At 38.9% G+C, this 19,161-nt stretch carries 20 protein-coding genes; 17 read left to right on the plus strand and 3 right to left on the minus strand.

The window, feature by feature from the left end; genetic code table 11:
- Positions 1-1,241: Na+/H+ antiporter family protein (locus V7Z64_RS02925; RefSeq protein WP_297990839.1), on the minus strand; the 1,241-nt coding region annotated here is incomplete at its 3' end.
- Between the two features lie 227 nt (positions 1,242-1,468).
- Between V7Z64_RS02925 and V7Z64_RS02930 the strand changes: the two genes are divergently transcribed.
- The 4 genes from V7Z64_RS02930 to V7Z64_RS02945 all read left to right on the plus strand — a co-directional run bounded on the left by V7Z64_RS02930 (position 1,469) and on the right by V7Z64_RS02945 (position 3,601).
- Positions 1,469-2,332, plus strand: coding sequence for a cation diffusion facilitator family transporter (locus V7Z64_RS02930; protein ID WP_297990855.1), 864 nt, complete (start codon positions 1,469-1,471; stop codon positions 2,330-2,332).
- A gap of 21 nt (positions 2,333-2,353) precedes the next feature.
- Complete coding sequence (gene rarD / locus V7Z64_RS02935) at positions 2,354-3,253, plus strand: EamA family transporter RarD (protein ID WP_297990840.1); 900 nt, start codon at positions 2,354-2,356, stop codon at positions 3,251-3,253.
- A gap of 105 nt (positions 3,254-3,358) precedes the next feature.
- On the plus strand, positions 3,359-3,463 hold the full coding sequence (locus V7Z64_RS02940; protein WP_297990841.1) for a YjcZ family sporulation protein: 105 nt from the start codon (positions 3,359-3,361) through the stop codon (positions 3,461-3,463).
- Between the two features lie 24 nt (positions 3,464-3,487).
- On the plus strand, positions 3,488-3,601 hold the full coding sequence (locus V7Z64_RS02945; RefSeq protein ID WP_003398685.1) for a YjcZ family sporulation protein: 114 nt from the start codon (positions 3,488-3,490) through the stop codon (positions 3,599-3,601).
- A 34-nt stretch (positions 3,602-3,635) separates the two neighbouring features.
- Here V7Z64_RS02945 and V7Z64_RS02950 read toward each other — a convergent pair whose 3' ends face one another.
- Complete coding sequence (locus V7Z64_RS02950) at positions 3,636-4,973, minus strand: MATE family efflux transporter (RefSeq protein ID WP_297990842.1); 1,338 nt, start codon at positions 4,971-4,973, stop codon at positions 3,636-3,638.
- 153 nt (positions 4,974-5,126) lie between these two features.
- On the opposite strand from V7Z64_RS02950, the gene V7Z64_RS02955 reads away from it, so the two are divergent.
- Positions 5,127-6,542, plus strand: a complete 1,416-nt coding sequence (locus V7Z64_RS02955; RefSeq protein ID WP_297990843.1) for an alanine/glycine:cation symporter family protein — start codon at positions 5,127-5,129, stop codon at positions 6,540-6,542.
- Between the two features lie 24 nt (positions 6,543-6,566).
- On the opposite strand, the gene V7Z64_RS02960 is transcribed toward V7Z64_RS02955, so the two are convergent.
- Positions 6,567-7,820 carry a two-component system sensor histidine kinase NtrB gene (locus tag V7Z64_RS02960; RefSeq protein WP_297990844.1) on the minus strand — a complete coding sequence of 418 codons (1,254 nt, stop codon included), beginning with the start codon at positions 7,818-7,820 and terminating at the stop codon, positions 6,567-6,569.
- A gap of 169 nt (positions 7,821-7,989) precedes the next feature.
- On the opposite strand from V7Z64_RS02960, the gene V7Z64_RS02965 reads away from it, so the two are divergent.
- The 12 genes from V7Z64_RS02965 to V7Z64_RS03020 all read left to right on the plus strand — a co-directional run bounded on the left by V7Z64_RS02965 (position 7,990) and on the right by V7Z64_RS03020 (position 19,064).
- Positions 7,990-8,196, plus strand: a complete 207-nt coding sequence (locus V7Z64_RS02965; protein WP_003398689.1) for a YuzF family protein — start codon at positions 7,990-7,992, stop codon at positions 8,194-8,196.
- A gap of 13 nt (positions 8,197-8,209) precedes the next feature.
- The gene (locus tag V7Z64_RS02970; protein ID WP_297990845.1) at positions 8,210-9,106 is read left to right on the plus strand and encodes a manganese catalase family protein; all 897 of its coding nucleotides are present in this window, start codon (positions 8,210-8,212) and stop codon (positions 9,104-9,106) included.
- Between the two features lie 154 nt (positions 9,107-9,260).
- The gene (gene ilvA / locus V7Z64_RS02975; RefSeq protein ID WP_297990846.1) at positions 9,261-10,469 is read left to right on the plus strand and encodes a threonine ammonia-lyase; all 1,209 of its coding nucleotides are present in this window, start codon (positions 9,261-9,263) and stop codon (positions 10,467-10,469) included.
- A 97-nt stretch (positions 10,470-10,566) separates the two neighbouring features.
- Positions 10,567-10,770, plus strand: coding sequence for a hypothetical protein (locus tag V7Z64_RS02980; protein WP_003398692.1), 204 nt, complete (start codon positions 10,567-10,569; stop codon positions 10,768-10,770).
- Between the two features lie 14 nt (positions 10,771-10,784).
- Complete coding sequence (locus V7Z64_RS02985) at positions 10,785-10,994, plus strand: DUF6501 family protein (RefSeq protein ID WP_297990847.1); 210 nt, start codon at positions 10,785-10,787, stop codon at positions 10,992-10,994.
- Positions 10,995-11,093: 99 nt separating this feature from the next.
- Positions 11,094-11,735 (plus strand): nitrous oxide reductase accessory protein NosL, encoded by a 642-nt coding sequence (locus V7Z64_RS02990; RefSeq protein WP_297990848.1) that lies wholly within the window; start codon positions 11,094-11,096, stop codon positions 11,733-11,735.
- A 113-nt stretch (positions 11,736-11,848) separates the two neighbouring features.
- Entirely contained in the window at positions 11,849-12,244 is a 396-nt protein-coding gene (locus V7Z64_RS02995; protein WP_004890367.1) for a GntR family transcriptional regulator, read from the plus strand.
- Positions 12,231-13,130, plus strand: coding sequence for an ABC transporter ATP-binding protein (locus tag V7Z64_RS03000; protein WP_297990849.1), 900 nt, complete (start codon positions 12,231-12,233; stop codon positions 13,128-13,130). The genes V7Z64_RS02995 and V7Z64_RS03000 overlap by 14 nt, the downstream gene beginning before the upstream one ends.
- A complete protein-coding gene (locus V7Z64_RS03005; protein WP_297990850.1) occupies positions 13,105-15,030 on the plus strand; it encodes a DUF6449 domain-containing protein in 1,926 nt (641 codons plus the stop codon). Before V7Z64_RS03000 ends, V7Z64_RS03005 begins: the two co-directional genes overlap by 26 nt.
- 198 nt (positions 15,031-15,228) lie before the next feature.
- Positions 15,229-15,849 (plus strand): hypothetical protein, encoded by a 621-nt coding sequence (locus V7Z64_RS03010; RefSeq protein ID WP_297990851.1) that lies wholly within the window; start codon positions 15,229-15,231, stop codon positions 15,847-15,849.
- A gap of 24 nt (positions 15,850-15,873) precedes the next feature.
- On the plus strand, positions 15,874-16,470 hold the full coding sequence (locus V7Z64_RS03015) for a hypothetical protein (protein ID WP_297990852.1): 597 nt from the start codon (positions 15,874-15,876) through the stop codon (positions 16,468-16,470).
- 128 nt (positions 16,471-16,598) lie between these two features.
- Positions 16,599-19,064, plus strand: a complete 2,466-nt coding sequence (locus V7Z64_RS03020; RefSeq protein WP_297990853.1) for a DUF3656 domain-containing U32 family peptidase — start codon at positions 16,599-16,601, stop codon at positions 19,062-19,064.
- Positions 19,065-19,161 lie beyond the last annotated feature (97 nt).

Genomic DNA, 19,161 nt, shown 5'->3' on the forward strand with positions numbered 1-19,161 from the left:
CATGTATCCCAAATATGGTGATGTTGACCATCAACATTTAAACCGGATGTTGGACCGAGCGTGCTATCTGAGGCGGGTGATCCTGCATCACCAAGCGCGCCAGCAGCCCCAATAATCGCAATGGTTGCCATTGGGCTAAGTCCAAGTTTCATACAAAGCGGAACAAAAATGGTCGCGATAATTGGGACGGTAGAAAAGGAAGAACCAATTCCCATCGTAATGAACAGTCCGACAATTAACATAAGTAGTGCACCAAGCGCTATGTTATGACCAATAAGAGAAGCTGCTTGTTCAACGAGTTTCTCAATATGTCCGGTTTGTTTCAATACGTTAGCAAAGCCTGAAGCGCTTAACATAACAAATCCAATAAATGCCATCATTCGCATCCCGTCTGTTAATAAACGATCGCTTTCTGCTAAACGAATACATCCACTGAAGTAGATGACGACGATCCCCGCGAATGCGCCGAAAATCATGGAATCGAGCAGAAGTTGAACAGTTAAGGCGACAAAGACAGCAACGATCGCAAACCACACCCCACGTTGTTGAAACGATTGCGTGTCTTCACTTTCTAGTTTTACTTGTCTATATACACGCGGTTTTCGGTACGTAAAAAAAGCGATAAGTAAACCAGTAATCATTCCGAGCGAAGGTAAAAACATCGCCTTTGGGATATCCGACTTTGTAACGACTAGGCCACCTTGAGCCATATTTGTTTGTACAATATCATGAAAGATCGCCCCAAACCCAGTAGGTAACCACATATATGGGGTAATTAAACCAAATGTGATAATTGATGCGACTAACCGACGATCCACATGCAGTTCGTTTAAAACGTGCAAAAGTGATGGAATTAAAATAGGAATAAACGCAATATGGATTGGAATTAAATTTTGTGAAAAACAGGACATGAGTAAAATAACGAGAAGAACAAGCGCTTTGGAATATTGTTTTCTTTTTCCTTCCCCTTGTCTTCCAACCGTTTTTATAATGATATGAACTATAGCGTTCGGTAAGCCGGTTTTCGAGATAGCGATGGCAAAACCGCCTAACAAGGCATAACTTAACGCCACTTCGGCGCTATTTCCTAATCCTTCTGAAAACACTTCCACCGTTTTAGAAAGGCCGAGCTTGCCGAGCCATCCTCCTACTAACGATGCGATGAGTAAAGAAAGCACAACATTCATTCGCATTAAGCTAAGAATAAGCATGACGAGTACTGAGACGATAACAGCGTTCATAATCGTGACCTCCATAAATACTTTAGTTTGATAAATTGGTAGAGTGATGAAACATTAAACAATCTATCATATATACGGATCGGTCGTCAATAATAAAATTGGTCAAGGGCAATGTTATTGCATGTTTGCTATTGTTCTTCAATGAACCAATTTTGTTGCTATAGACCCACACGATGTACGCTTGGTACAATGTTAACGCAAAAATGATTGAGAAGTTGGTGGAGCATATGACACAAATGAAGCCCGAAATGGGGGCATGGGTAAGCATTGGTGCTTATATTGTTTTATCTTTAACTAAGTTGTACGTCGGATATATGTCAAGTTCTGAAGCATTGAAAGCAGATGGGTGGAATAATTTCACTGATATTCTTGCTTCTACTGCCATTTTAATTGGATTACTCATCGCAAAAAAACCTCGTGATGATAACCATCCGTATGGCCATTCGCGTGCAGAACATATTTCTTCCTTAATCGCAGCGTTTATTATGATGTCGATCGGATTAGACGTATTAGTGAACGCCGTGCAAATGTTGAAGGAAGGGGAGTATGTAAAGCCGGATTTCGTAGCAGTATGGACAGCTGGCGCTTCAGCCGTATTTATGTTTGCTGTATATATGTTTAATAAACGTTTAGCGATCGCCACAAATAGCCAGGCGCTTGCTGCTGCTGCCAAAGATCATTTGTCCGATGTACTTGTTAGTGTAGGAACCATCGTTGGTGTGATAGGTGCTCAATTACATATGCGTTGGCTTGACCCTGTCACCGCTTTTGTTATTGGATTTATCATTTGTAAGACCGCATGGGGCATTTTTAAAGAGGCGTCTCATACGTTGACGGATGGGTTTGATGACGAAACGCTACAAAAGTATAAACATGACATTGAGCATATTGACGGTGTAGAGCAAGTGATAGATATCAAGGGGAGAATGTATGGCAATGATGTGTTCATAGATGTTACCATTTGTGTTGCCCCACATTTAAATGTTGTGACAAGTCACGACATTGCGGATCAAGTTGAGCGTTTGCTTGAACAAAAATATGGCGTTGTTTATGCTCATGTGCATATTGAGCCGTATGAATATGAGGATTGAGATGAAGGAAGGAGCTGCAAAATGGAAAATAAAAAACTTGGCACGATCTATGCCTTGCTCGCTTACGTATTGTGGGGAGTATTGCCTTTATATTGGAAATTGCTCGAACATATCGGAGCAAAGGAAATTTTGTCTTATCGCATTGTCGCTTCTTTTCTGTTTATGATCGCGTTATTGCTCATTCAAAAAAGTTGGTCTACATTTTTTCATACATGTCGATTGTTGTGGCGAGAAAAAAAGCGTGCCATCGCTTTAATCGTTGCATCGCTACTTATTAGCGTTAATTGGTTTATTTACATATGGGCTGTCAACCATAATCATATGGTTGAAGCAAGTTTAGGATATTATATGAATCCATTGTTAAACGTATTGTTAGGTGTCGTTGTATTAAAAGAGCGTCTTTACAAATGGCAATTATTTTCTTTTGTTTTAGCAACTGTCGGGGTTGTGCTTATGACGATTGAATATGGAAAAATTCCATGGGTTGCACTTTCGCTTGCTTGTAGCTTTGCGTTATATAGTCTTGTGAAAAAGGTGATCTCGGTTGATGCAACAATTGGTTTGACTGTTGAGACAATGCTTGTGACCCCTTTGGCGCTCATATTTATTATGCGTTCGTTTGGGCAGCTGCACGATGCTTCTTTTTCGCCTACAACGATATTATTGCTCGTAGGGGCTGGGCCTGCAACCGCATTGCCCCTTTTATATTTTGCTAAGGGGGCTCAGCACATTTCATTAACTCTTTTAGGATTTTTACAATATATCTCACCAACGTTAAGTTTACTTCTTGGTGTGTTTTTGTTTCATGAGCCGTTTACAAATGCCCATGTATATGCATTTAGCTGTATTTGGACTGCCTTGCTTTTATTTTCACTTTCTAGTACATGGGAAAAACGAAGGGAAAGGTCATTAAACATGTAAAGGGCTGCTTGCGAAGAAGATGTTTTTCACCCATTTTTTTTAAAAACCCTAACCTTTTTCCTAACAATTGAATAGGTTGTTAGTACAAGAAGGAGGTGTCAAAAGATGAGTGGAGGACATCATCACGGCGGGGGATTTGCGTTAATCGTTGTATTGTTTATTTTGTTGATCATTGTTGGTAGTGCTTATATGAGTGGCTGGGGATATTAATGAAACAATAAAGGGGGAAACGTCATGTACGGATATGGCTGTGGATATGGATATGGATACCCAGGATACGGAAAAACATTTGTGCTCATCGTTGTGCTCTTTATCTTACTCATCATTGTTGGTGCGGCTTGGTGCTAAAGATAAAAGCAAGAGGGACATCACCTCTTGCTTTTTAATTTTTCCATTTTTGCATTAAGCGCATCCATAGTAAAATAGCCCCTGAAGCTAAACCGACAATAAGACCAAGCCAATACCCGAACGGTCCAGCGGTTGTGTAATGTGCGAATACATATCCAACAGGTAAACCGACTAACCAATACGACACGAGCGCAATGAAAAATGGGAAGCGAACATCTTTATAACCACGTAACGCTCCTTGGATCGGAGCGGCAACGGCATCTGAGAATTGAAAAAATAAAACATATAACAAGAACTGCTTCGTCCATCGCAAAACAAGATCGTCATTCGTGTATAGCGAAGCAATTGTTTCACGAAACAATAATAGGATGATAGAGGCAACGACAGCCATCATAACAGCTGCCGAAATGCCGATAATACAGTAACGCTTCGCATGCTCTAACCGCTTTGCTCCGACTTCAAATCCGACAATAATGGTTAAAGTGAGAGAAACGCTTAGTGGAACCATATACAAAAGTGAACCGAAGTTTAGTGCAGCTTGATGTGCCGCGATCGTTGCTGTTCCGAATTGACTCATCAACAACGTGACAGCAGAAAAAATACTTGTCTCAAAAAAGATAGCTAATCCAATCGGTGTACCGATTGAAAATAATTGTTTCCACACGGGAAACGAGATTGGACGCACCTTTTTTAACACATGATATGTTGAAAAAGGCTTACGGAAACGAATGAGTAAAAACACACATAACAATAAGCACCAATATGTGATGCTTGTTGCGTACCCTGCGCCTACTCCGCCGAATGCCGGTATACCCCATCGTCCAAAAATGAATACGTAGTTCAGTAAAATATTCAAAGGTAATGAACATAGTGTTAGCATCATTGTAACATTCGTTCGCCCGAGGGCATCTATGAAAGAACGAAGTACGTGATAAATAAAAATAGGGACAATACCAATACATAATGCTTTCAAATATTCATAAGCAACAACTTGCACATCATGTTCGATCGGCATATGTTGCAGTAAAAAAGGAACGAGATAATAAATGATTACAAGTACAAAGCAGGCAAAGGTGATTGCTAAGTATATTGCTTGTTCTACCGTTCGAGTAATGCGTTCACTGTCTTTTGCCCCGAATGCTTGGGCGACGATTGGAGTTAAACCAGTTAACACCCCTCCAATTCCTGTGAATAGAGCAACCCAAATGTTTGAACCAATGGCTACACCAGCTAAATCAATTGCGCGATATTTTCCCGTCATCATGACATCAAAAAAATTCATCATATACAGACTGATTTGGGTAAGAAAAATAGGAAATAAAATATATGAAAACTGTTTTATTTTTTCTTTTAACGTATATGTTTCTTTCATATGTTCCTCCAAATACATGTGAAAAATGTAGACAGATGACATTATAACATATCATTTTTGTATATTCATAGAGAACCCCTCTTGCTTTTCATGTTAAGTTTTGTTACATTAAAAAAGTCGTTTTTATTATGAACATCATGTGAGGTGACGGATATGCAAGTATTACAAACGATTGTATCATTTTTGAACAACATTTTATGGTCGTATGTTCTCATTGCCCTTTTAATTATTTTAGGATTGTACTTTACATTCCGTACGAAGTTTGTTCAGTTTCGCTATTTTGGTGAAATGGTTCGTGTCATTACGGAGACGCCAGAAAAAAAAGGTGCCATTTCATCGCTACAAGCATTTTTCATGAGCACAGCGTCTCGTGTAGGTACAGGGAACTTAGCGGGCGTAGCGTTGGCCATCTCCGTCGGTGGACCTGGGGCGGTATTTTGGATGTGGCTTATCGCTTTAATTGGTGGTGCATCGAGCTTTGTGGAAAGCACGCTTGCTCAAGTTTATAAAGTAAAAGATAAAAATGGATATCGTGGTGGACCTGCTTATTATATTGAACAGGGGCTAAAAAAGCGTTGGCTAGGTGTATTATTCGCGGTTTTAATTACATTTGCATTTGGTCTTGTCTTTAACTCTGTTCAGGCGAATACGATTACGTTTGCGTTTGAGCATGCATTTCAAATGGATCGGATCGTCATCGGTATTTTACTTACTGTTCTGACGGCATTTATTATTTTCGGTGGTGTGCATCGTGTTGCGAAAGCATCGTCGATCATCGTTCCCGTTATGGCCGGTTTATACTTATTGATTGCGTTTTATGTCGTGTTGACAAACATTGCTGAATTACCATCTGTATTTGCTTTGATCTTGAAAAACGCATTTGGTGTTGAACAAGCTGTAGGTGGAGGATTTGGTGCAGCAATTATGATGGGGATTAAACGAGGTTTATTCTCTAACGAAGCCGGCATGGGAAGCGCGCCGAACGCAGCGGCGACAGCAGAAGTTTCCCATCCGGTAAAGCAAGGTTTAATTCAAACATTAGGTGTATTTGTAGATACGTTAGTTGTTTGTAGCGCAACAGCGTTCATGATCTTATTATCGGGCGACTACATGAAGGAAGGACTTGATGGGATTACGTTAACACAAACGGCATTAAGCACACACATTGGCGAGTGGGCAAAAGGATTTGTGGCAGTCAGCGTATTTTTATTTGCATACAGTTCGATTATTGGAAACTATTATTACGGTGAAACAAATATTGAATTCATTCGTTCGAGTAAAACGTCATTATTGATCTATCGTCTAGCTGTATTATTCATGGTTATTTGGGGATCTGTATCGAGCATCCAAATCGTATGGGATTTAGCTGATTTATTCATGGCGTTTATGGTGGTTGTAAACTTAATTTCGATTTTCTTGCTCGGTCGTGTTGCCTTTGCTGCCTTACAAGACTATACAACACAACGAAAACAAGGAAAAAATCCGGTATTTTACGCACGTCATATAGGTGTAGAGCACCAAGTAGAATGCTGGAAAGAGGAACAAGTAGAGAAGAAAAAAGAAGCGTAAAAATGAGGCTGCGATGAAGCAGCCTCATTTTTTTAAACAAACGGGCAGTTCGATAATAAAGCATGTGCCATGTCCGAATTCGCTTTGCACACGCATCGAACCTTTATGAAGTTCAATAATTTTTCGCGACAAAGATAGGCCGAGACCTGTTCCCGTTTGTTTCGTCGAAAAAAACGGATCAAAGATGTGATGGATAATTGTAGGAGGGATGCCAGGTCCATTGTCGTGAACGTAAATTTGAACAAGGTCATTGTGCAAAGCTGTTTGAATGTGTACATTCAATGATTTTTCTGTTTTTGCTTCAATCGCATTGCGCAATAAGTTAATAAACACCTGCATCAGTTGATTTTTGTCAATATAAACACCATGATGTTGTAGTTTTTCATCTAGATCGTATGAAAGCTCTACATTGTGAAGAAGGGCTTCGCTTCGTAATAAAAGATTTAAATCGTTTTGAATAAATTCGTTTATACCAATCCACTCTGCTTTCATTTCGTTTGGTTTTGCAATGTTTAAAAAGTCTGTAATAATATCGTTTGCTCGATCGAGTTCGGGAATCAACAGTTGTTCGATAAGTGTGACAATATGTTCAGGCAGTTGCTCTTTCAAAAACTGTAAATATCCTCTCACGGTAGTTAACGGATTTCGAATTTCATGCGCAATCCCGGCAGCAATTCGCCCAGCGATCGCTAATTTTTCAGCTTCTTTCATTTGATTAAGCGATTGAAACATACTAATGACGCGTTTAATTGATCCATCTTCATTGTATAAAATACGTGTATTAATAATGCCATAGTACCGATCGAGCACTTCACAATTGTAAAGCGGTTGTTTTGTCCGCAATGTTTTTAGCGTCATAATCTGTTCGTCAGGAATGTTTAACAACTCCCGAATATGTTTTCCAATGATTTCATCCCGATTGACGCCAACGTCGTTCGCTGCCTGTAAGTTACATAATGTAATGATTCCGTCCGCATCAACAAAAACGATATGATGGGAAACAAGATCAAAAATAGGCGCTAAAAACTGTTCAACTTGTTCAAACGGATAATCTTTTTGTAAATCCATTTTCCATTGTATTATTGGTTTTTGCCGCTCATTTTTTTCCACTTTTTCAACGATCGGGGGAGATATATCATTTTCCTTTTTCAACATCTTTCCTACCTCGTGATCGACGTACGAAAAAGGAAAAGGAATGTGTTCGATAAAACGTTTATATAATTTCACTTCTTCTTCAAGAGCGTTTATTTTTCGTTTTAATTGCTCATGAGTTTCCATCGTTCTAACTCCTCGTTTCACTATTTCTATGTTGAAGTTTATCGTAAAACAAATAAATCGGCTAGTATGTATTTTATTTTTTATAAAACTATGTTCTAAATGAAAAAATGTAATAAACACAAATACGAGTGAATAAACTGGAAAAGAAAAGCTAGAAAGGGGGAGGAAAATGACACCGCAATTTATGGCTTTCATCGACCCTTATGTTTATCAAACGTTACAAACGATTAAAGGAAGGGAAGTAGTAATCGAAACGGTGCGTGGAAATATGCAAGGCATAATTCAAGATGTAAAACCAGATCACATTGTATTAAAAAGTAGCGATACCCTCTTTTTTGTTCGCATTCAGCAAATCATTTGGATTATGCCAAAATAAGAGGGGGAGTGCAATGTTTACAAGAGTGAACAAACTGCAAATTGAATTGCCGAAATCTACGTACGCGGATGCAAATGCCGCAGCAGCAGTACAGGAGTTGCTCGGCGGAAGATTCGGGGAAATGTCAACGTTAAATAATTATTTGTTTCAGTCGTTCAACTTTCGTGAAAGGAAAAAATTAAAACCTTTTTATGATTTAGTTGCAAGTATTACAGCAGAGGAATTAGGTCATGTCGAACTTGTTACAACGGCGATTAATCTATGTTTGACGGGAACAACGTTTGAAGGGGATCCGGATGTTACTCCGATGCAAAGCGGGGTAGATAAACGAAATACGTACCATTTTGTCGCGACAGCACAAACCGCTTTACCAGGGGATTCAATGGGGAAATCGTGGTCAGGGGATTACGTCTTCAACAGCGGGAACTTAGTTTTAGATTTGCTGCACAATTTTTTCTTAGAATGTGGTGCTCGTACACATAAAATGAGAGTATATGAGATGACCGATCATCCTGTCGCAAGAGAAATGATCGGTTATTTACTTGTGCGTGGAGGAGTGCACATTATCGCTTATGCGAAAGCACTTCAAATTGTCACAGGTGTTGATGTGACAAAAATGTTGCCAATCCCTAACTTAAGCAATGATAAATTTGATGCAGCACGTAAATACGAACAGCAAGGATGGCATCGGAAGTTGTACACATTTAGTGAACATGATTATCAAGACGTAAAGCAAATTTGGAAAGGAACGCATCCGCTTGATGGAGGGCAGCTTGAAGTGATTCAAGGAACACCAGCGGGAGCGCCGATCCCCGATTTGGAATCGGTCGAGGAAACATTTGCCCCAGGAATTTCATACGAGGATTTTCTCGAAATTGCAAGACGTCTTCAACAATCAGCGGGGTTGTGAGCTGTGCAATACGCATAGCTTTTTTTCTTCCCGAATTTGAATAATAGAACTATGTTCTAAATAATCAATTAAAATCAAAGAAAAACAATAGGCAATTGCTTGTTTATGATCAAATAACATATAATGAAAAAGACGCAAAGGAGGATGAGATGAATTGATCACGCTACAACACATATACGAAGCGCAACAACGAATGAAAACAGTTGTTCACAAAACTCCTCTTGAATTTTCACAAACGTTTAGTCGACTATCAAATAATCGAGTGTACATGAAATTAGAAAACTTACAGAAAACAGGTTCATTTAAAGTTCGAGGATCGTACAATAAAATCATTTCATTGAGCGAAGAAGAGAAAAGGCGTGGGGTAATTGCAGCTTCAGCAGGCAATCATGCACAAGGGGTAGCTTATTCTAGCAGCATGATCGGAATACCATGTACCATCGTCATGCCGAAGGGGGCGCCATTAAGTAAAATTCAAGCGACACAAAGTTATGGCGCAAACGTTATTCTACACGGTGATGTATTTGACGAATCGTTAGAATATGCCCGAAAGCTTCAGCAAGAAACAGGTGCAACATTCGTTCATCCATTTGATGACCCAGCCGTTATTGCTGGACAAGGTACAATTGGTTTAGAATTATTTGACCAGCTTGACCATATTGATGCAGTCGTTTGCCCTGTTGGTGGTGGTGGGTTACTTGCAGGATTAGCTATTGCTATGAAACAAAAAAAGCCTACTATCCGCATATATGGCGTTGAATCTGCTGCTTGTGCAAGCACCACAGCGGCTAAACAATATAATCAACCCGTTATGATTACTCCATCAAATACAATTGCAGACGGGATCGCTGTTAAACGAATTGGAGATTTAACGTTCTCATACATACAAAAATATGTGGATGATATTGTTTGTGTGGAAGAAACAGATATTTCACGAACGATGTTATATTTACTCGAGCGAAATAAATTGCTCGTTGAAGGATCAGCGGCTTGCTCATTAGCTGCTTTATTGTACAAAAAAATTCCGCTTGAAGGAAAAAACATTGTAGCCATTTTAAGCGGGGGGAATGTCGATGTAACGCTCATTTCACGCATTATCGAACGGGGGCTTGTTGAATCTGGACGCTTTGTTACATTTTCAACAGTCATTTCAGACAAACCTGGTCAATTAAATAAGTTGCTTCGAATTATTGCTGATCTAGAAGCCAATGTAATGTCCATTGACCATCAGCGGATGGGTACGAACGTTCTCCCGGGTCAAGCCGAAATTCGCTTCTCGCTTGAAACAAAAAATAGCGATCATATTTATCAAATTCAACGAGTTCTCACCGAGTCTGGGTATACAATTCGCCGTCTTGATTAAAAGGTAGTTTTTTGTATGAAATAATGCTTTTAAACGTATACATTTTCTACTATTATTAAATTAAATACACGTTTGATGTTAAAGGTGGGGAGAGAAAATGAAACGAATGGAGTTTTTTATCGTTCCGCACCCAAGGGGAACTGTACGAGTAGATGTATACAAAAAAAATGGGACGTATGAAGCGCACGCTAAATTTAAGGATGTGGCCACTGCGCAGGCAAGCGGGAACGATAAACATTTTGCAGTATTGCAAGCACTACATGAACTCGCTAAATTTTTAAATAAATATAAAGGTTCTTGAAGGAGGCATCGCTCATGATTCATTTGAGCTGGCATGAACGTCCAACGATAAAAACAGTTGTATGTAATCATACGAACGCTGAAAAATACATTGTTCACAACGTATTAACCCCAGGTAAAGAATATGAAGTAAAAAACGAAACAGACGATTTTTATTTCATTATTGATAACCATGGAAAAGTTGGCGGATACTACAAGCACTATTTTACAGAAAAAGCGGTATAGCACCGCTTTTTTTCATTTTTAACACATTTGTTTCAAACAAACTTCACAAATATATAGTACATTGAACTACGGATTGAATGAAAAGGGGGATTTTTTTCAATGAAAAAATGGATGACTTTATTGGTGGTGCTCTTTATTTTCGCATTGACAGGATGCAACAACAATCAAGCAGGGGATAATCAAGAAGAGACGAAACAAGTTAAGCAAAACAAAGAAGTAGAAAAGACCGCGCAAGAAGACGTGTTTATGAAAGCCGCGATGGCAGAACCAGACGAAAATACAGTGTGTGTATTTTGCAACATGAAAGTATATCCAAAAGAACATGAGCTCGGTAAATTTACAGCCAAATCAGCAACTGAAAACGGTGACGTCTTGTTTTTTGATGATATCGGATGTTTATTCAACTATGAAAGAGACCACGGTGAAGCTGCAAAAAAATATGTACGCGACTACAATACGTTAGAATGGATTGAATTACAAAACGCGACAGTTGTGAAAGCTGATATTAAAACACCAATGAACTATGGATATGCGTTTTTTGCCAAAAAAGAAGATGCTGACAAGTTTGTAAGTGAACAACCGGGCGCGATGATCGTATCATGGGAAGATGTTGATAAGGTCGCCCACGAACGTTATATGAAAAAGAAACAGATGATGCAAAACAAAGAAGATGGACAAGGTCATGGTCATAACGATAACATGCAACAAGATAGTCATCAAAATGGACATAGCCATAACTAAAAAGCCTGCCATTTTGGCGGCTTTTTTTATTTTTTTAGAAATATTTACACCAACCGTATTATATAATATAATACAGATATAACAGTTAGTACAGGAAAGGAAGGGGGGGCGTCATGTTTGATCTGGATTTACGAAGTCGAAAACCAATTTATGAGCAGCTTATCGAGAAAATGAAAGAAATGATTATTCATGGTGTGCTGAAACCGAACGAGCAACTACCATCTGTTCGCTTGCTAGCTAAACAGTTAACGATTAACCCAAATACAATTCAAAAGGCGTATCGAGAATTAGAAAGAGAAGGGTATATTTACTCTATTCCAGGGAAAGGAAGTTTTGTTGCTAATAAAAAAGAGGCTGTTTACAGTGAAAAAGTCAAACAACTAGAAGAAAATATGTTGAAACTATGTCAAGAAGCATTCTATATCGGATTAAAAAAAGAACAAATTTTTTCAATTGTTGAACGCGCAGAACGTGCGATACGAGGAGGAGAGGAACATGATTCAAATTAATCATGTAAGCAAGCGGTTTGGGGAGTTAGAGGCGATCAAAGATGTGACATTTTCCGTCCCAAAAGGATCAATATATGGGTTACTCGGATCAAATGGTGCTGGAAAAACAACACTAATGAAAATGATAGCAGGTATTTATAAACAAGACAGAGGGTCAATCACCATTGATGGTGAACCGATTTTTGAAAACATCAAACAGAAAGAACGGCTCATTTTTTTACCTGATGCACTTTATTTTTTTCCGCATACAACAATCCGACAAATGGCCGATTTTTATCGTCATATATATCCAAAATGGAACGAAAAACGTTTTCACGAAATGAAAGAGCTATTTCCTATTGACATAAACCAAAAAATACACCGTATGTCCAAAGGGATGCAGCGCCAAGTCGCCTTTTGGTTAACATTTTCGGCGATGCCTGATGTACTCGTTTTAGACGAGCCGCTCGACGGACTAGATGCTGTCATGAGGCAAAAAGTGAAAAACATTTTATTTCAAGACGTAGCAGATAGAGAAATGACCGTCATTATTTCTTCGCATAACTTATTTGAAGTAGAAGATTTGTGTGACCGTATCGGCATTTTGCATAATGGCTCACTCATTATCGAAAAAGAATTAGACAATTTGAAAACAAACATCCATAAAGTGCAAGTGGCGTTTCACGGTCAACCTCCTTCTATTTTCCTTCAACATTTGGATGTTGTTTATCAAGAACGTCGCGGTAGCGTCCTTCTTTGTATCATTCGTGGAGAAGAGGAACAAATCAGCGCGCATATTCACAAGTATGAGCCCATTTTATTTGATTTATTGCCGCTAACGTTAGAAGAAATTTTTATTTATGAACTGGGGGAAAGAGGATATGCCATTGAAAACATTCTTGTTTAATCGGGGAATTTTTAGTCAAATTGTTCGCAACGTCGGATGGGTTGCACTTGTTTATTTCGTCGGCCTTCTTTTTGCACTACCTATCCATATTTTTATGATGACTGAAGATGAAAATTGGCTTATGCATCATCAGACGGGGCGCATATTTGATATCGGAAGTATAATTCAGTTTTCCCTTATGTTCACACTTCCTGTGTTGCTTGCCATCTTTTTATTTCGCTATATGCAAGTGAGATTGTCTGCAGATTACATTCATAGTCTGCCAGTTAAACGTGAGGCACTGTTTCTTCAGCATATAGTTGCTGGAATGACCGTTCTTATCGCACCCGTCGCAATGATTGCGGGATGTTTAATAATCATGAAACCGCTTCTTCCTGTTTCGCTATATTCACTGAAGCATATAGCGATTTGGTTTACAGGTACGGTGGCAATGAATGTATTATTATTTTCTGGAACGGTGTTTGTTGGGATGTTTACTGGCATGTCCATGCTACAAGGCGTGTTTGCTTATGTTCTGTTTTTCTTCCCAGCAGGAATATTCGTTTTACTTATGTTTAACTTGAAATATTTTTTACACGGTTTTGCATATGAATATTATTTATCCTATAACATTGACAAAATCGTGCCTTTTATTCGGGCATTGAACTGGGAATCAAAACCTATTCAACCAATCGAAATATGTATATATATTGTGCTCGCTTTTATATTTTATGTATTGAGTGTATGGCTATACAAAAAACGACATGTTGAAGCAGCAACAGATGCGATCGCTTTTCGTCCGCTCCGCCCCGTATTCACATATGGTTTTACATTTTGTGTCATGCTTGTCGGTGGAGCATATTTCGGGGAGATGCAACAACGAATAACTTGGATCATTTTTGGATATGTATTTGCTTCATTGATCGGCTACTTCATTGCCCGTATCATTTTAGAAAAAACATGGCGCGTGTTCACGCATTGGAAAGCATACGTTCAATATATAGGTTTTATTGCCGTTGTCAGTTTATTATTTGCATTTGACTTATTTGGTTTTGGGAAATACCAACCCCCGTTAAATGATATTGAACGAGCATATTTTGGTGATCATATATACTATTTTGAAAATGATAATGAAAACGGGGAGAATGCGTTTTTCTACGAAAGAGACAACATCGAGCACATTTATTTGTTCCATCAGCAGTTAATGAAGCAGCAAAAATTGCAAACTGAAAATACCAAACATGTTGTCATTGGTTACGACTTGAAAAACGGAAAACGGATTGTTCGTCAATATGCTGTACCATTAGAGGTATACAATCAGTTTTACAAACCTATTTTTCATTCGCTTGAGTTTAAGAAAAATCACTATCTAATTTTACGTATAAATGATTTCAAAAACGTTTTACAAGTACGAATAGATTCTAATTTAGGAGGGAAAGCCGTTCGATTGCGTGATCGTGAGGAGATCGAATCGTTTTTACACATACTACAGCGTCAGTTGGTAGATGAAACATTTGATCCAATCGCATGGAATCGAGAATGGGGAGCAATTACCGTCACGTATGAAAAACAAAAAGGAATAACCGAGGAAACTATGATCAAGTGGAAAAAGTCGTATCATCTCGTCGATGAATGGTTGCAGCAGCGCGGTTTATTGCAGCAAGCACGGGCGACAGTAGAAGACGTGAGCGAAGTGAAAATAATTAAAAACACAAGACGGTTGAAGACATATGAGTGGACAGATGACATGATTGAACGAGCCGAGGGAATCGTCGTAAAAGATAAAACAAAAATAGAACAATGTATGCAAATGGCTGGTTGGGATGAACGTGCGGATTATATTGTCGTTACCTACTATAAAAGTGGATATGCCGACATACAGTCATTTGCTAAACATTTTATCCCTCCATTCCTTAATTGAAGACCTGAGTGCTCAGGTCTTTTTTTCATTGTTGGCAAAAGCCACGTATCATGGCTTGAAGAATCGATCGTGACAACGGATGGCCATGTTGTAGTGCTTAATGAATATAGAATTCTCAAGAATGACAATTCACAATTATTACATATTTCTTCGCTCGTGGTGAAATATTTTTGAAAAGAGAAGGAATTAAGAGAATGAATGGAGAACGGTATCCGTGAAATGAATATTTTAGGGAGAGAGAAAATTATGAATGTAAAAAGAATTTTATTACTTATTCCCTCGCTAGCTTTTTTACTACCAACCATCCTAGTTAGTGCCCACTCAGATCACTATAATCCTAATGGATATGCTGGGGCACAAAATCTTAAGTATTGGCGTGATGCTAGCGTTTCCAGTACAGGTTATCATAACCGTGCAGACACCGCATATGCAACTTGGAATAACATTTCTTCAAAGGTTGCTATTTCACGAGTCACTTCTGAGTCTACATATTATAGCATTGTTGTTTATGCAGGAACTATCTCCGGCTCAACCGTTTATGCGGTCGCAGATTATTGGACGTATGGCTTTTTCGGATGGAGTCAAGTAAATCCGGGGGATGCAAGGGATCGTTCAAGAATCCGACTCAACACACCTCAAATGAATACACTAACTTCTGCTGAATCAACTGACGTTATTATTCACGAATTTGGACACGCACTAAGCTTGAGACATAATGACGATTCAGGTGCATCTGTAATGAAGGAGTATGAACTAACAACATACGGATCGCCTCAACAAACGGATAAAGACCATTTAAAACAAAAATGGGGAAATTAATAGATAAGCGGGGATATTACGAATATGAAAAGAAACAAGATTATCATTGCTTCAGTAGCTCTGTCAGGTTTTATTTCTCTCGTCTTGAGTCTATGGTATATGTCGGCTGATAAAAAAGTAAGTTTATCAATTATTCATGCTAAACAGGTATCCTTTAACACAGTAGATGAAATAATTAACTTTTCTCAACTTGTTGTCACTGGAAAACCACTTGAAAGTGAGAACTTCGTAACATTCGATGAGAGAGGGTTTACAGTAGATGCGTATACAATTACTCAGTTTAAAATAAACAAGGTTCTTGAAAATAAAACTACATACGATTATAAAGCTGGAGATATTATCAAGGTAGCTGAACCAAGCTACATTTACGATAATGGTATTATGCCAGGAAAGACTAAATTTTCAATTAACAACTACCAAAATATGGATAAAAACCATAGCTACCTGCTGCTTCTTGTGCCTGATTTTAAATACGATGATCTGTACGTAATTTCTGGTGTCAATGAGGGTAAACACAACATTGATATTCCTGGTAATGATGGCGAAAAAGTTGGTGTGCCTCATGGAGAAAAGAATTATAAATTTAAAGAGGAATTGATGAAAAAGTTTAATATTTACTAAACATTTTATCCCTCCATTCCTTCATTGAAGACCTGAGTGCTCAGGTCTTTTTTTCGTTGTTGGCAAAAGCCACGTATATTCGGTAATATATTGTTGTCCATGATAAAAAATAGAGAGGTTGACTAGTTGTGAGACAAATTGAATTATTAGCGCCAGCAGGAGATTGGGACTGTCTTCGTGCAGCTGTCGCAAACGGAGCAGATGCGGTTTATTTTGGTGTCGATAAATATAATGCGCGTGTACGGGCGAAAAATTTCCGTATGGAAGAGTTAAACGATGTCATGGCTTATTTGCATAAATACAATGTTCGCGGATATGTCACTTTTAATATTTTAGTGTTTGAAAATGAATTACAAGAAGCAAAACAGTTAGTTGAAGCATGTATAAATGCCGGGGTGGATGCGCTCATTGTACAAGATTTAGGTCTTGTCAAACTTATTCGGGACATATCACCCGACTTTCCGATTCACGGATCGACACAAATGACAGTTACATCGCCGGAAGCGGTTGAATTTTTAAAGCCTTATCACTTGGAAGTTGTTGTTCTTGGTCGGGAAAATAATTTATCTCATATTCAAAAAATTGCTGAGAAAACAAACGTGCCATTAGAAGTGTTCGTCCACGGGGCACTTTGCGTATCGTATTCCGGACAATGTTTAACGTCAGAAATGTGGGGAGGACGTTCGGCTAACCGCGGCGAGTGTGCACAAGCATGCCGTCTTCCATATGATTTAATCGTTGACGGCGAACAAAAAGAAATGGGAAACGTCGCTTACTTACTTTCTCCAAAAGATTTAGCAGCACTTGATCTTGTTCCAGAACTTATCGAGGCTGGTGTAAATACGTTTAAAATTGAAGGGCGATTAAAATCACCAGAATATGTAGCTAACGTCGTGAGCAAATATCGAAAAGCAATTGATGAATATTTAGCAGGACGTTATTACACCCCTTCAAAAGAAGAAATACGTGAGCTTCAACAAAGCTTTAGCCGTGGATTTACACACGGATTTTTAAAAGGAACGAACAATAAACAACTCGTTGATGGCACTTTCCCAAAAAGCCGAGGTGTATTTCTAGGGACGGTCAAAAAAGTATTAAAAGATGGGGTGTTATGCGATTTACAAGCTCCATTAAAGCGCGGTGATGGAATTGTATTCGACGCAGGACGTCCAGAAGAAAAAGAAGAAGGCGGACGAGTGTACGACTTGCGGAAACATGGTAAAAAAGTTGAAGGGGAAGTAGAAAACGGTCTTGTTGAAATCATCCCCGGCCGACATGATGTCAATTTAACACGTGTACATGTCGGAGATCGCATTTGGAAAACGAGTGACCAAGAGCTTGATCGCCGCTTGCGTAAAACATTTGAAACAGAGCGGCCATATCGCTTATTTCCGGTGACTGTGCATGTATACGGTAAAGCAGGCAAATCGCTCATTTCGATATGGCGCGACGAAACAACAGGAAATGAAGTAGCTGTTCAATCAGAGGAGGTGTTAGAAGTTGCTCGAAAACGGCCGCTAACGTTAGATTTTCTTAAAGAACAATTCGGACGATTAGGCGGCACGATTTTTGAGTTAGCTGACGTTTATATGCATCTTCAAGGAGACGTCATCCTCCCTGTGAAAGAATTAAACCAAATGAGAAGAAAAGCGGTTGAACAGCTCATTAAGAAACGTCAACAACCACGGTTGTATATAAAGCAAACAGTGGATTTGACATCCCCTTATCGACAAAAGCAACGAACTACAACCCCTGCCTTGATGGCTCTTTGCCGTACAATCGAGCAGGTAGAAGTTGCATGTCATACAGATGTCGACATGGTATATGCAGATTTTGAGTTCACAACCGACTATCCGAAAGCTGTCGAGATAGCACGGTCGGCAAATAAACCAATTGCCCTAGCTACCCCACGTATTCATATGCCTGGAGAAAATGGAATTTTGAGAGGGATTTTAAAGGCTGAACCGGACGCTATTTTAGTTCGTAGTTTAGGTGCAGTACAGTATTATACAAGTCAATCGGTGCAACAACAGCTAATTGGAGATTTTTCGCTTAACATTTCAAACCATCTATCTGCACGATTGTTTCTAGAGCGAGGACTCGATCGAATTACACCTTCATACGATTTAAACATTCAACAGATGATTGATTTACTTGAGGCGGCACCAACAGAACATATCGAAATTGTCATTCATCAACATTTACCAATGTTTCATACTGAACATTGTGTATATTGTACATTTTTAAGCGAAGGAACTGATTTTACAAACTGTGGTCGCCCGTGCGAGAAGCATCGTGTATCTTTACGTGATCGAATTGGCATGCTTCATCCTGTCCGCGTTGATATTGGTTGCCGAAATACAGTGTACAATGCCATCGAACAATCGGGGGCGGAATACATTCCGAATTTTTTATCCCTTGGTGTTCATTCATATCGTGTTGAATTTTTAGAAGAGCCCGCCGAAAAAGTGAAAGAGGTCATCACATTATATCGAGAGGCGCTCGAGGGCAAGCGGAGTGGCACAAGTGTATGGCGAACATTAAAAGCCATCAATCAACTTGGAGTTACACGAGGACAGTTAATAAAAAAATAAGCGGGCTCAAGCTCGCTTATTTTTTCTATTTATACGTTTTACTATATAACTGTAGTTGAGCAAATCTACTAACATAAATTTACAACTAAACAAAAAA

The sequence above is a fragment of the Anoxybacillus sp. genome, assembly GCF_036834105.1.
In the GTDB taxonomy this organism is placed as follows: domain Bacteria; phylum Bacillota; class Bacilli; order Bacillales; family Anoxybacillaceae; genus Anoxybacillus.